Below are 12,400 nucleotides of genomic sequence, written 5' to 3'. Positions count from 1 at the left end.
TGCCCCCTCAGAACATGTAGGTCGAGTTGATGATCGCGCCCTTGCGGCCGTAGTGGATCAGCGCGTCCTGCACGTCCAGCGGGTGCGTGGGAATGACGCCCTCGATGAGGTCCTCCTCGCGGGCGCCGTGCAGCGACAGGCCGAACCGGCAGCAGTAGACCTTGCCGCCCTCCTCGATGAACGTCTTGAGCGAGTTGTTGATGTTGTGCTCGCCGGGGAAGGCGGAGTTGCCGGTGGTCGGGAAGCCCCGGGTGGCCAGGCAGTTCAGCGAGCCGGGACCGTAGAAGTAGATCGCGGACTCGAAGCCCTTGCGCAAAGCCCGGGTCGCCTGCAGGATCGCCACGAAGCTCACCGACGACTCGTGGGCGATGCCGTGCACGAGCGTGAAGTACGACTCGCCGTTCTCCGCCTGATAGTCGGGGAAGACCTTGGTGCCGCCGTACAGGCTGGAGCCCTCCGGGAGGGAGGGGTGCGGGATCTCGGTGAGGCTCTGCTTCTCGAGGTCGGTCAGGTCGGTCATGGGTCTCTCCTTGTCAGCCGTACAGTTTCTCGAAGGTGTCGCGGAAGGCCAGGCGGGCCAGTTCCCCGTCGCCGGCCGCGGCGGCGAGGCGGGCGCGCTCGCCCGCGTAGTCGCCCCACGGCTCGTCGCTGGCGAACAACACCCGGTCGTGGCCGATGCCGCGCCGGTCGATCTCCTGGGCCAGCCAGCGCGGCGTGAATCCGATCGCCCAGGACAGGTCGGTGTAGACGCGCTTGCCGGCGGTGATCCAGTCGAAGAACCGCGCCCCGGCGAGCTTGATGTGGCCGCTCATGCCGCCGCCGAAGTGCACCAGGTGGACGGCGACCTCGTCGCCGTACCACTCGACCAGGTGGCCCACCTCGTCGATGTCGGAGGCGGCACCCGGCGAGGTGTGCACGTGCACCACCAGGCCGTGCAGGCGGGCCGCGGTGAAGATGCGGTCGAGCGCGGGCCGGCAGGCCGGGTCGGTGGGGCGCCCGCCCAGCAGGAAGCTGAGCTTCAGCGCGCGCACGCCGCTCTCGGCGGCCAGCGCCAGCGCCTCGGCCGTGCGCCGCTCGTCCTCGGGACGCGGCGAGACCCACAGGCCGCAGCGGATCCGGTCATCGCGGTCCGCCGCCTCCAGGCAGAGCTCGTTGAAGGCGAACGCGACCCCGGGATCGGGCACTCCGTAGTTGGGCATCACCAGGGCGCGCTCGGTGCCCTCGGCGTCCAGGTCGGCCAGGAGTCGTGCGACGCTCGCGCGAGCGGTCGTGTCGGGGTTGACCGGAGGGCCCCCGTAGAACGGGTGGGCGGGCAGGACCCCGAGGTGGCGGTGGGCGTCGAAGACCATGTCATGTTCCCAGCAGCTCGGGGTGGACGAAGTAGCCGAGCGGCGCCGGTCCCGCGGCGCGCGGGGCGGGTACGGGACCGCCCGCGGCGGCGATGTGCCGGGCCAGGTGCTCGGCGTCGGCCGCCACTCCGGAGAAGCGGCCCGAGCCCCAGGTGTGTTGCCAGGGCAGCCCGAGGAAGTACAGGCCGGGGACCCGGGTGACGCCGCGCTCGTGGGTGGGGTAGCCGGTGCCGTCGAAGACCGGCACCCTGATCCAGCCGTGGTCGCGGCGGAAGCCGGTGCACCAGACGACCGAGGTGATCCGTCCCAGGTCCAGGGTGTCGGGCTCGAAGGCGGGCTGCCAGGGCGGTGTGTAGCGCTTCTCGGCGGGGGCGGAGATGCGGTGGAGGTCGACGAAGGCGTCGATGGAGTCCTTGACGCTCTCGCAGACCGCGTCGGCGTGGTCGAGGTTGCGTCGCAGGTCGGGGGCGAACCGCGCTGTGCCGCTTCCGGCGCCGTTCTCGACCGTGACCAGCCTGCCGTACAGGCTCATCCCCTCCAGGGCGAAGACTCGCAGGTCGATGTCGCGTCCGCCGTCGCGGCCGGTCACGTAGTGGTTGGCGCGGGCGCGGACGGCGTCGCGGTCGTCGAAGGAGTCGATGGGCCGGTCGTAGTGGCCCATCAGGTCCAGCCAGGCCACCACGTCCCTGCCCCGGTAGAAGCGGGCCACCCGGGGCGCGCCGCCGACCGACAGGTGCACGCGCCGCCCGGACAGATGCAGGTCCTCGGCGATCTGGCACCCCGACTGGCCGGTGCCGACGACCAGCACCTCGCCCGGAGGCAGCTGCTCGGGATTGCGGTAGTCACCGGAGTGGATCTGCGTCATGTGCGACGGGAACCGCTCGGCCACCCGCGGGATCACCGGGACCTGGTAGGGGCCGGTGGCGACCACGACCTGGCCCGCGGTGACCGTGCCCCGGTCGGTCTCCACGCGAAAGCCCCGCCCGTCGGGGAGGAGGCGGGTGACGTTCACCCCCTCCAGCACCGGCGGGGAGAAGGAGGCGGCGTAGTCCTCCAGGTAGGCGACGATCTGGTCTCGGAGCATGAAACCGTCGTGGTCGTCGCCCGCGTAGGGGAACCCCGGCAGGCGGCACTGCCAGTTGGGCGTGACGAGGCAGAAGGAGTCCCAGCGCCGTGCGCGCCACTCGTTGCCCACGCGATGACGCTCGAGCACCAGGTGGTCGACGCCGTCCCGGCGCAGGCAGTGGCTCATCGACAGGCCGGCCTGGCCCGCGCCCACGACGACCACCTCGTGGTGACGGCCGTTCACCGCTCGAACCTCTCGACCGTCACCATGCCGGCACCGGCGAAACCGGCCGCCTTCCTCTCGATCTCGGCGAGCTGGCCGGCCGCGGCCGTGCACCCGAACCCGTACTTCTCGCGTACGCGCCCGCCGGCCGCCTCCAGAGCCTTGCTGCTCAGCGAGACGAATTCGGCGATTGGGTACGATTGTTCGGGACGAAGAAAGTCCTCGATGACGAGCGATGGAGAATAACAGCGTTGTCGCGAGCCATCGGGCCATCTGACCTGGAAGTACATCTCAGGCATGCGAATCTCCACAGGTGAAAGCGGCCTTATCCGAATCGGCGGGCCTTTACCGCTGACGCCAGTTCAACCGGCGGACGTTGCCGACCTGTTTCATCCGGAACAAAACGCGATTGCCGTGGTCACACCAACTTCTTCACCGGTTGACAGTGAGGCGGAACGGGGTCCCGAAACAGGAACATCCTGATCTCGGGGCCCGGCGCCGGCGTACCGGGCCGCCGCCCGCTGCCCGGCGCCGCTCTCCGGGCACGGCCTCACCACGACCCCGCCCGCCGGGCCCGCCTGACGGATCAACCGGGAGGGGACGGCGCGGAGGACGGTCACGCCGAGAAGCGGGCGACCCACTCGCGGGCTCCGGGGAGGATCTCCTCCACCGGCGCCACGTGCGGATACCAGGTGCGCTCCCACTCCAGGGAGACCCAGCCCCCGAAACCGCGCAGCAGCTCGCCGCACTCGTCGAGGGGGACCCCGCCCGCCCACATCGGCACCGGGGTCGTGTCGGCGGCCGAGACCGCGTCCTTGATCTGCACGTACGCCAGGTGCCCGGCCAGCGCCGCCAGGGTCTCCGCGGGCTCCTCGCCGTGCCGCCACGGGTGCAGCACGTCCCACAGCGCGCCCGCCGCCCCGGGAACGCCCGCCGCGTCCAGCAGCCGCCCGACCGCGGCGCCGGTCGGCATCGCGTCATGGGTCTCCACCAGCACCCGTACCCCTGACTCCACGCACAGGTCCGCGACCGCGCGCAGCCGCCGCGCCCCCGTCTCGACGTCATCCCCTCCGGGGAACACCCGCACGGCGGGCGCGCCCAGGTCGGCGGCGAGCGCCAGATCGTCCCGCAGCGCCCGCACGACGGGTTCGTCCGGGCCCGCCGCGGCGATCCTGACGTATCCGGCGAGGGCGGAGACCTCCGGCCGGGCGATCCCGGACGAGCCGCCACCGGCGGGGCGCGCGGCGCCCGGCGTGCCGTCCCCGCCGTCGCCCGGCGACCCGGCCTCTTCCGGGCGGCCGCCCGGCGACCCGGCGTCCTGCCGGTGGGCACCCGGCGCCCCCGCGACTGCCGGGTGCCCCTCCGGCGACCCGGCGAGGACCGCGCGGACCTTCGCGCGCCGTGCCGGGGAGAGCCCGGCATGGACCCCGGTGTCGGGGTGAAGGCGGAGTTCGAGGCCGGCGCAGCCGTACTCCACGGCCGTCGCGACGGCCTCGCGCAGGCCCTGCCCCGGCATGCCGAGCGTGCTGAACGCCAACTTCATCGAGGCTCCCTCGCCACCGCCGTCCGGAAAGCGCTTCCCAGGCGAGTCCATCGTAGACGCCCCGCCATCTCGCGCGTGCCGGGATGGCGGGGCTCCGGCGGGCGAGGCCGCGGGGCGGGTCATCCGCCGCACCGGATTAGGGGCGAGCGAGTGGGGGGAGGCCTCAGGTGATGCCGATCGGGGGGCGCGGAGCCGGAGGAGCCCCGGACTCGCAGCGACATCGATCTTCTCAGCTGGAGAATCCCATGACTGGACGCGTATCGGCCCCGGGCGACCTCGGCCGCCGGATCGCCAGACGACGCGAGGACCTCGGCCTCACCCGGGACGAGCTGGCGAGGCGCGCCGGGATCGATCCGGGCTATCTCGCCTATCTGGAGGACGCCGTGGCCTCGCCGAACACCGGCACCGTGAACCGCGTGGCCACCGCCCTGGACACCAGGCCCGAGGACCTGCTCGGCGGGAACGTCGATCTGCCGCCCGGCCGGGGCCGGCCGGGCTCCCGGCCGGAGCTGGAGAAGCTGGACCGGGACGAGTGCCTGCGGCTCATCACCCCCGGCGGGGTGGGGCGGATCGCCTTCGAGGAGATCGACGGCCCGGTGATCCTGCCGGTCAACTACGCCCTGCACGGCAGCTCGGTGATCTTCCGCACCGCCTTCGGCGGCCCGCTCGACGACGCCCTGCGCACCGGGGTCCAGGGGGTCGAGTCCAAGGTGGCCTTCGAGGTCGACCGGATCGACGACGCCGGCCGCGAGGGCTGGAGCGTGCTGGTGCGCGGCGGGGTCCACCACGTCTCCTCGGACGAGGACCGTGCCGCCCTGGCGGCGCTGGGCGTCCGGCCGTGGGCGGGAGGTGAGCGAGAGCTGTACGTGAGGATCGCCGCCACCGAGGTCACCGGCCGCCGCATCCGGCGCGACCCGTGATTCCCGCGGAGACGGACGCCCGGGTCGTCACCCGCCCCGGGCCGGTCTCCCCGCGCTCCCGCGGCCGGTCCGCGTCCCGGTTCCCTCCCCCGGGGCCGGGAGGCCCGGGTCTCCTTGAGGGGCTCGGGGAGAACCTCAGATCTCCTTGATGAGGCGGTGCAGGAGAGCCGTCGTCGCGGCCGGCCGTTCGGCTTCGATCCCCAGCCGGTTCATGACGTGCCAGTAGCGCTCGACGTCGGCGACCTTGTCCAGGTAGAGGGCTCCGGTGAGCTGTTCGAGGTAGACCAGGTCGGGCAGTTCCCCCTCGGGGAAGCGCAGGATGGTGGCGGGGCCCGTCGCCGCGGCGGCCGCGCCGGCGCTGAACGGCATGACCTGGAGGGTGACGTGGCCGAGCTCGACGATCTCCGTGAGGTGCCGGAGCTGGTCGCGCAGCACCCGGGGGCCTCCGACGGGACGGCGCAGCACCGCCTCGTCGACGACGGTCCAGAGCGTGGCGGGCTCGGGCCGGGTGAGGAGCCGCTGGCGCCCCATCCGCAGGGCGACACGGCGCTCGACCTCTGACTCGGGGGCGCCGGCGCAGGCGGGCCGGATGAGGGCGCGGGCGTACTCCTCGGTCTGCAGCAGCTCGGGGACGAACTGGACCTCGTAGCCGCGGATGAGGGAGGCGGCCTGCTCCAGCCCGAGGAAGGCGTCGAACCAGGGGGGAACCACGTCGCCGTAGGCATGCCACCAGCCGGGCCTGTTGGCCTCCGCGGCCAGGGCGAGCAGCGAGGCGCGCTCGTCGTCGTCGACGACCCCGTAGAGGGTGAGGAGATCGGCCACGTCGCGCTGCTTGAAGCCGGTCCGCCCCAGCTCCAGGCGGCTGATCTTGGAGTGCGAGGCGCGGATCGCCTCTCCGGCCTCCTCGCGCGTGATGTGGCCGTTCTCGCGCAGCCGCCGGAGCTGCGCGCCCACCAGCATGCGGACCACGGTGGGCCCGGCCTGCCGGTGATCCGGGTTCTGGCCATCGGCTTGTTCGCTCATCGCCCGAACAACGCGCAAGTTCGCCCCCTTCGACCGCGACCGGTCGCCCAGTGAATGGTCGAGCTTTTCACGTCAGGCCCGTTCCCCGCAGTGAGACGAGGACACCGCGACCCGAATTTAGGCCATTCCCATACGGAACAGCAGGTTCACCGGAACCCGGACCACGCCTCGGGCGGGTGACATCCGTCCGGCCGTACCCGTGAGCGCGGCGCCCGGAGAAGTCCGCATCTCTTCTCCTGAATTCTCCACTTTGTGGTGCCGAATCCTCATAATTAGTGATCTCGAATGGACTCCTCGGAGAGGAAGCCAGACCATGCCCGATATCGACCCCGTACGGGCGGGGGATCCCGAACGCGTGGGCGAGTACCAGGTCACCGGGCGGCTCGGGGATGACGTCTACCTCGCCACGGCCCCCTCGGGAGACCGGGTGGTCGTGCGTCTGCTCCCCGCGGACGTGAGTCCCGAGCGGTTCCGGGAGGCGATGGAGCCGCTGCGGGAGATACCCGCCTTCTGCACGGCGCAGGTGCTGGACAGCGGGCCGGACGGCGGGGTGAACGGCGACAGGCCGTACATCGTGAGCGAGTACGTCGACGGTCCCACGCTGCAGGAGACGGTGACCTCCGAGGGCGTCCTGGGCGCGTCCGCGCTGCACCGGCTGGCCGTCGGGACGATGACCGCCCTGGTCGCCCTGCACCAGGCGGGTACGGTCCACGGCGACCTGCGCCCCGGCAGCGTGGTGTTCGGCCCCGACGGGCCACGGGTGATCGACCTCGGCATGGCGCGAGCGCTGGAGGCGACCGCGTCCAGCACGACCCGCAAGGTCGACGTCCCCGCATACAGCGCGCCGGAGAGGCTCATGGGCACCTCCCCCGGGCCCGAGGGGGACCTGTTCTCGTGGGGGGCGACCGTGGTCTTCGCCGCCTCGGGCCGCTCCCCCTTCGACGCGGGGACGATGTCGGGCACGGTCAACCGCATCGTCAACGACGAACCCGACCTCGGCGCGCTCCCCGGCGACCTGCGCGAGCTGGTCACGACCTGTCTCGCCAAGGATCCCGCGCGGCGGCCGACCGCGAGCGACGCCCTGCTCCGCCTGGTCGGCGGGTTCCTCACCTCCGACCAGGCGCCCCTCGGCCCCTTCGCGTCCTCAGCGTCCTCAGCGTCGTCAGCGTCGTCAGCGTCCTTCGTGCCCGGCACTCCCGCCACCCGGCCGCTGCGGCGTGCCCGCCCCGCGCTGCTGGCCGCGGGCGCGCTGGCCGTCGCCCTCGTCTCCGGCGGCGCGGTCTACCTGGCGGTGTCGGGAGACCCGGCGCCCGCGGCCGCTCCGCGCCCGGCCCGGAGCACCGCGCAGGGCGCGCTCGCCCCGGCCTTCACCCCCCAGCCCCAGCTCAGCCCGAACGTGACCACGGCGCCCTGGGAGTCGGCGGAGAAGGCCACCAGGGACATCAAGCTGCCGGGGACGGGCATCACCCTGCACGAGAACCCGAAGGACACGGTCAAGCTGGGCGGCTACGTGAACATCAAGCTGCCCTTCGCCTCGTTCGTCAGGGAGAAGGGGAAGGAGACGTTCAAACAGGTGGCCAGCGCCATGCAGCCGGTGTTGTCGCCGCAGGGCGACCTGGTGGCGCTGAACCCGATCGGGAAGTTCGCCGACTCGTCCTTCGACTACCTGAGGGTCCGCGACCTGAGGAACGGCACCCAGTTCGACGTCCCGACCGTCGAGCGGCCCAGGGAGGGGCACAACCCCGTGTGGTCGAAGGACGGCTCCAAGGTCCTGCTGTCGGTACGGGACACGGACGAGGAGCAGTCCGACGGGTTCGTGGTGGTGGACGTGGCGGCGCGCAGGGCCACCCACGTGCGCACCGAGTCCGTCGGCTCCGACACGTTTCCCGTCACGTTCGCGCCGGACGGCTCGGTCGCGCGGGGATATTACGACGGCAAGGGCCACGGGGTCGACTTCTACGGCCCGAACGGGCAGTCCATCCGGACGATGCACTGGGTCGGCCAGCCGCGCAACACCACCTGGTTCTCCCCCTCGGGCGCGCTCTTCGCCACGATATGCCCCAAAGGGAAGACCATGTGCGTGTGGGACACGGTGAGCGGCCACCGGCGCTACACGATGAACATCGGGGAGAACGCCCGCTTCGTGGGCTGGTTCAACAACAACCACCTGCTCCTCCAGAACCCCGTCAAGAAGGGCTCCAAGATCGAGGTGGTCGACCTGTACGGCAAGACCGTCCGGGTCCTCGCCGACCTCAAGAAGGGCGACACGGCCCTCCTGAGCTTCACCGTGACGGCCGGATGACCAGGGTCCTCCCCCCGGCTCCCGGCGATCCCGACCGGATCGGGCCGCACCGGGTCACCGGCAGGCTCGGCCGCGGCGGGCAGGGCACGGTGTACCTCGCGGAGTCCCCCGCCGGGGCGCGGGTCGCGGTGAAGGTTCTCGGCAGGGGCGGCGGCGAGCAGACCCTTGCGCGCTTCCACCGTGAGATCGAGCTGGCCCGCCGGGTGGAGGCGTTCTGCACCGCGCAGGTGCTGGAACACGGCGAGGCCGGCGGCATGCCGTACATCGTCAGCGAGTACGTCGACGGGCCCAGCCTGGCCCAGGTCATCGACGAACGGGGACCGCTGCGCGGGGCCGAGCTGCGCAGGCTCGCGGTCGGGACCCTCACCGCGCTGGCCGCCATCCACCGGGCGGGCGTCGTGCACCGCGACTTCAAGCCCGCGAACGTGCTGCTCGCCCGCGACGGCCCCCGGGTGATCGACTTCGGCATCTCCCGCGCGCTGGACGCCGTCTCCACGGCCTCCGACCACCTGGTCGGCACCCCGCCGTACATGGCGCCCGAGCAGTTCGACGGGCGCGAGGCGGGGCCGTCGGCCGACCTGTTCGCGTGGGCGTCGACGGTGGTGTGCGCGGCGACGGGGGAACCGCCCTTCGGCACGAGCCCGCTGCCCGCGGTGATCCATCGGATCCTGAACGCCGAGCCCACGCTCGGTTCCCTGGACGACGAGCTGCGCGAGGTGGTGGCCGGGTGCCTGGCCAAGGACCCGCGGGCGCGCCCGGCGGCCATGCCGGCGCTGCTGCGGTTGCTGGGCCATCCGGCGGAGCGGCCGTCGTACGAATCGGGTCACGAGGTGCTCGGCGAAGGCCGCAAGCAGGCCGCTCCCCCGCCGGCCCGGCGGCGCGCCTCGCGCCCGGTGGTCGCCGCCCTCGCCGCGCTGGCGCTCGCGGCGGCCTCCGGCGTCGCGGTCCTCGCGGTCCGGGCGGCGGGGACGGAGGAGCCCGCGAAGGTGGTCGCGAGCGGTCCGGAGGGCACCCCCTCCCCGCCCGCGAGACCGCCGATCGGGACGATGCCCACCACCTCCACCACCGACCTGCGGATCCCCGGAACGAAGATCACCCTGAGGGAGAACCCCGCGGACACGGAGCGGGTCACCACCTACCGGGACTCGCGCAAGAGGGCCGGCGGCTCCCCCGTCTTCCTTCGGCGGGGCGACACCGCGGAGTTCACGTTCCTGGGGACGTTCATGACCGCCGTGTCCGCGCCGGGAGGAGCGCGCGTCGCCGTCAACCCGGACAACAAGTTCACGCTGGAGGGGTTCGACCTGATCCGGCTGGTGGGTCCGGGGGGAGAACCGGAGACCCAGATCAGGACCGTCGACTCCCCGCTGACGACCTTCAACCCGCACTGGGACCGGAACGGGACGAGGATCCTGCTGACGATCTACGAGGGAATCGAGGAGGAGCAGCGCTCCCGGGGCTTCGTGATCGTGGACGTGGCCTCGCGCACGGCCCGCGTCTTCCGGGTGCGGGACGACGACCACCGCTCCGACTACGTCTGGGGCGCCGACGCGGCCTCGGTCCTGCACACCGGGCCGGACGGGTCGGTTCGCTTCTACCGCCTGGACGGCACGCCGCTGCGGACGGTCCCGAAGGTGGGCCGGCTGGTCACGGACGACGTCCGGGCCACCTCACTCGGGACGGTCTTCACGACCCGCTGCCGCGACAGGCCCCAGGACGTCTGCGTGTGGGACGCCGCCACGGCGGAGCGCAGGGCCGTCGTCCCGATCAGGAAAGGGATGAGCTTCAGCGGCTGGCTGGGCGACCGCCACTTCCTCGGCACCGTGACCGAGGGGAAGACCATGAAGGTCGTCATGCTGGACCTGCGCGGGAAGGTCGTGCGGGTCCTCGCGGACGGCCCCGCCACGGAACTGAGCAAGATCGGCCTCTACTACACGCTCAGATGACGGGCGAGGAGGACCGGCCACACACTTGGGTGAGAGACGCGGGAGACGGCCACACGCTTGAGTGACGGGCGAAGGAGATCAGTCGGGCGGCGGGCCGGGGGACCGGCCTCCGCCGCACGTCAGGTGACCGGCTCCGCCGCGACCGGGCCGCTCCTCGCCTCGTGGACCTCGCGCAGCAGCGCGGCCGCCGCCGCGCTCGTCGGGTCACCCGTCACGGTGACGGTCTCCCAGGCCGGCACGGCCCCGGCGAGCCCGACGAAGCGCACCCGGTCGGTCTTGACCGCGAAGGACTGCGGCACGAGCGCCACGCCGAGCCCGAAGGTCACCAGGTCGAGCAGCGAGTGCACGTCGTTCACCTCCAGCGAGACGCGGCGTTCGACGCCCGCGGCGGCGAACACGTCGTCGGCCAGGTCCCGGGTGCCCCAGTCCGGCTGGAAGTCCACGAACCGCTCCGCCCGCAGCTCCGGCAGCTCGACCTTCTCCCTGGCCGCGAACGGGTGATCGGGCGCGCAGGCGAGCACGAGCGGCTCGTCCGCGAGCGGCCCGACCACGATGTCGTCGGGGCACCGGGCCGGGCGGGAGACGAACGCCAGGTCCAGCCGCCCGGCGCGCACCTGCTCGATCAGCTCGCCGGATCCCCCCTGGCGCAGCCGGATCTCCAGGCCGGGGTAGGCGGCGAGGAAGCGGGCGAGCACGGCCGGCAGGTGCACCGCGTGCAGGCACTGCAGCGAGCCGATGGCCAGGCTTCCGCGGAGCAGGCCCTGCACCGCCGCGACGGCGTCCCTGGCCGCGTCGGTCGCCGACAGCGCCCGCCGGGCCTCGACCAGCAGCGCCCTTCCGGCGGGGGTCAGCTCGACCTGCCGGGTGCTGCGCAGGAACAGCGAGGCGCCCAGCTCGCGCTCCAGCGAGCGGATCGAGGCCGACAGGCCCGACTGGGCGACGCGCAGCCGGTTGGCCGCCCGGGTGAAGTGGCACTCCTCGGCGACGGCGACGAAGTACTCCAGCTGCCGTAGTTCCATGATTCATCACCGAAATCGCTGAAAGGCATCAGTTTCTTCTATTGGACAGCTTAATCGGGGCAGGAGAGGGTGAAAGCCGTACCAACCGATCTCCGAGGAGGAACTCCCATGCAGACACGCCGCATCGGCGACGTCCAGGTCAGCGCGATCGGTCTCGGCGGCATGCCGATGTCGATCGAGGGGCGCCCCGACGAGCAGCGTTCGGTCGCGGCGATCCACGCCGCGCTGGAGGCGGGCGTGACGCTGATCGACACCGCGGACGCCTATCACGTGGGCGCGGACGAGGTCGGCCACAACGAGTCCCTGATCGCCCGCGCGGTGGCCGGCTACGGCGGCGACACGTCCGACGTGCTGATCGCCACGAAGGGCGGCCACGTGCGCCCCGGCGACGGCTCGTGGACTTTGGACGGCTCGCCGGACCACCTGAAGAAGGCCTGCGACGCGTCACTCCGACGCCTCGGCGTCGAGGCCATCGGGCTCTACCAGTTCCACCGCCCCGACCCGAAGGTCCCGTACGCGGAGTCGGTCGGGGCGATCCGCGACCTGCTGGACGCGGGCAAGATCCGTTTCGCGGGCATCTCGAACGCCGATCCCGACCAGATCCGGCAGGCCAACGAGATTCTCGGCGGGCGGCTGGTGAGCGTGCAGAACCAGTTCTCGCCGTCGTTCCGCTCCAGCGAACCCGAGCTGGAGCTGTGCGCGGAGCTGGGGATCGCGTTCCTGCCGTGGAGCCCGCTGGGCGGGATCCCGCGGGCCGGCGAACTGGGTTCGCGGTTCGCCGTGTTCGAGGACGTCGCGCGGGCCCACGGGGTGAGCCCGCAGCGGGTGTGCCTGGCGTGGATGCTCGCCAAGGCGCCGGTGGTGATCCCGATCCCGGGCTCCTCGCGCCCGGAGACCATCCGCGACTCGGTCGGCGCGGTCGACGTGAAGCTGTCGGCCGAGGAGCTGTCCCGCCTCGACGCGGCCTGACCCACGGGGCCCTCCGCGCTGCCTGACCGCAGGGCGGTCCGGCA

Annotated in this window: 11 protein-coding genes; 4 read left to right on the top strand and 7 right to left on the bottom strand. The window is 72.4% G+C overall.

Annotated features, from left to right (window positions below; all coding sequences use genetic code 11):
• Positions 1 to 7: 7 nt before the first annotated feature.
• From ACTOQ3_RS39055 to ACTOQ3_RS39035, 5 genes are all read right to left on the bottom strand, one after another.
• Positions 8 to 520 carry an MSMEG_0572/Sll0783 family nitrogen starvation response protein gene (locus ACTOQ3_RS39055; RefSeq protein ID WP_362691351.1) on the bottom strand — a complete coding sequence of 171 codons (513 nt, stop codon included), beginning with the start codon at positions 518 to 520 and terminating at the stop codon, positions 8 to 10.
• 13 nt (positions 521 to 533) lie between these two features.
• Positions 534 to 1,349 carry an amidohydrolase family protein gene (locus ACTOQ3_RS39050; protein ID WP_440088759.1) on the bottom strand — a complete coding sequence of 272 codons (816 nt, stop codon included), beginning with the start codon at positions 1,347 to 1,349 and terminating at the stop codon, positions 534 to 536.
• A 1-nt stretch (position 1,350) separates the two neighbouring features.
• On the bottom strand, positions 1,351 to 2,658 hold the full coding sequence (locus ACTOQ3_RS39045; RefSeq protein ID WP_440088757.1) for an MSMEG_0569 family flavin-dependent oxidoreductase: 1,308 nt from the start codon (positions 2,656 to 2,658) through the stop codon (positions 1,351 to 1,353).
• A complete protein-coding gene (locus ACTOQ3_RS39040; protein ID WP_440088756.1) occupies positions 2,655 to 2,936 on the bottom strand; it encodes an MSMEG_0570 family nitrogen starvation response protein in 282 nt (93 codons plus the stop codon). The genes ACTOQ3_RS39045 and ACTOQ3_RS39040 overlap by 4 nt, the downstream gene beginning before the upstream one ends.
• Before the next feature lie 317 nt (positions 2,937 to 3,253).
• Positions 3,254 to 4,180: a sugar phosphate isomerase/epimerase family protein gene (locus ACTOQ3_RS39035; RefSeq protein WP_440088755.1), complete on the bottom strand. Its 927-nt coding sequence runs from the start codon at positions 4,178 to 4,180 to the stop codon at positions 3,254 to 3,256.
• 245 nt (positions 4,181 to 4,425) lie between these two features.
• Here ACTOQ3_RS39035 and ACTOQ3_RS39030 point away from each other — a divergent pair, with 245 nt between their 5' ends.
• Positions 4,426 to 5,100: a pyridoxamine 5'-phosphate oxidase family protein gene (locus tag ACTOQ3_RS39030; RefSeq protein ID WP_440088753.1), complete on the top strand. Its 675-nt coding sequence runs from the start codon at positions 4,426 to 4,428 to the stop codon at positions 5,098 to 5,100.
• Between the two features lie 135 nt (positions 5,101 to 5,235).
• Here ACTOQ3_RS39030 and ACTOQ3_RS39025 read toward each other — a convergent pair whose 3' ends face one another.
• The gene (locus tag ACTOQ3_RS39025) at positions 5,236 to 6,123 is read right to left on the bottom strand and encodes a helix-turn-helix domain-containing protein (RefSeq protein WP_440088752.1); all 888 of its coding nucleotides are present in this window, start codon (positions 6,121 to 6,123) and stop codon (positions 5,236 to 5,238) included.
• Between the two features lie 313 nt (positions 6,124 to 6,436).
• Between ACTOQ3_RS39025 and ACTOQ3_RS39020 the strand changes: the two genes are divergently transcribed.
• Together ACTOQ3_RS39020 and ACTOQ3_RS39015 are read left to right on the top strand one after the other, a co-directional pair.
• Positions 6,437 to 8,425 carry a serine/threonine protein kinase gene (locus tag ACTOQ3_RS39020; protein WP_440088751.1) on the top strand — a complete coding sequence of 663 codons (1,989 nt, stop codon included), beginning with the start codon at positions 6,437 to 6,439 and terminating at the stop codon, positions 8,423 to 8,425.
• The gene (locus ACTOQ3_RS39015; protein WP_440088750.1) at positions 8,422 to 10,368 is read left to right on the top strand and encodes a protein kinase domain-containing protein; all 1,947 of its coding nucleotides are present in this window, start codon (positions 8,422 to 8,424) and stop codon (positions 10,366 to 10,368) included. Before ACTOQ3_RS39020 ends, ACTOQ3_RS39015 begins: the two co-directional genes overlap by 4 nt.
• 119 nt (positions 10,369 to 10,487) lie before the next feature.
• Here ACTOQ3_RS39015 and ACTOQ3_RS39010 read toward each other — a convergent pair whose 3' ends face one another.
• Complete coding sequence (locus ACTOQ3_RS39010) at positions 10,488 to 11,387, bottom strand: LysR family transcriptional regulator (RefSeq protein WP_440088749.1); 900 nt, start codon at positions 11,385 to 11,387, stop codon at positions 10,488 to 10,490.
• A 108-nt stretch (positions 11,388 to 11,495) separates the two neighbouring features.
• Here ACTOQ3_RS39010 and ACTOQ3_RS39005 point away from each other — a divergent pair, with 108 nt between their 5' ends.
• Positions 11,496 to 12,356 carry an aldo/keto reductase gene (locus tag ACTOQ3_RS39005; protein WP_440088748.1) on the top strand — a complete coding sequence of 287 codons (861 nt, stop codon included), beginning with the start codon at positions 11,496 to 11,498 and terminating at the stop codon, positions 12,354 to 12,356.
• Positions 12,357 to 12,400 lie beyond the last annotated feature (44 nt).

This window comes from Streptosporangium sp. LJ11 (assembly GCF_051918945.1).
Taxonomy (GTDB): Bacteria; Actinomycetota; Actinomycetes; order Streptosporangiales; family Streptosporangiaceae; genus Streptosporangium.
Note: the sequence above shows the minus strand (reverse complement) of the source record. Positions and strands in the feature narration are given on the sequence as shown.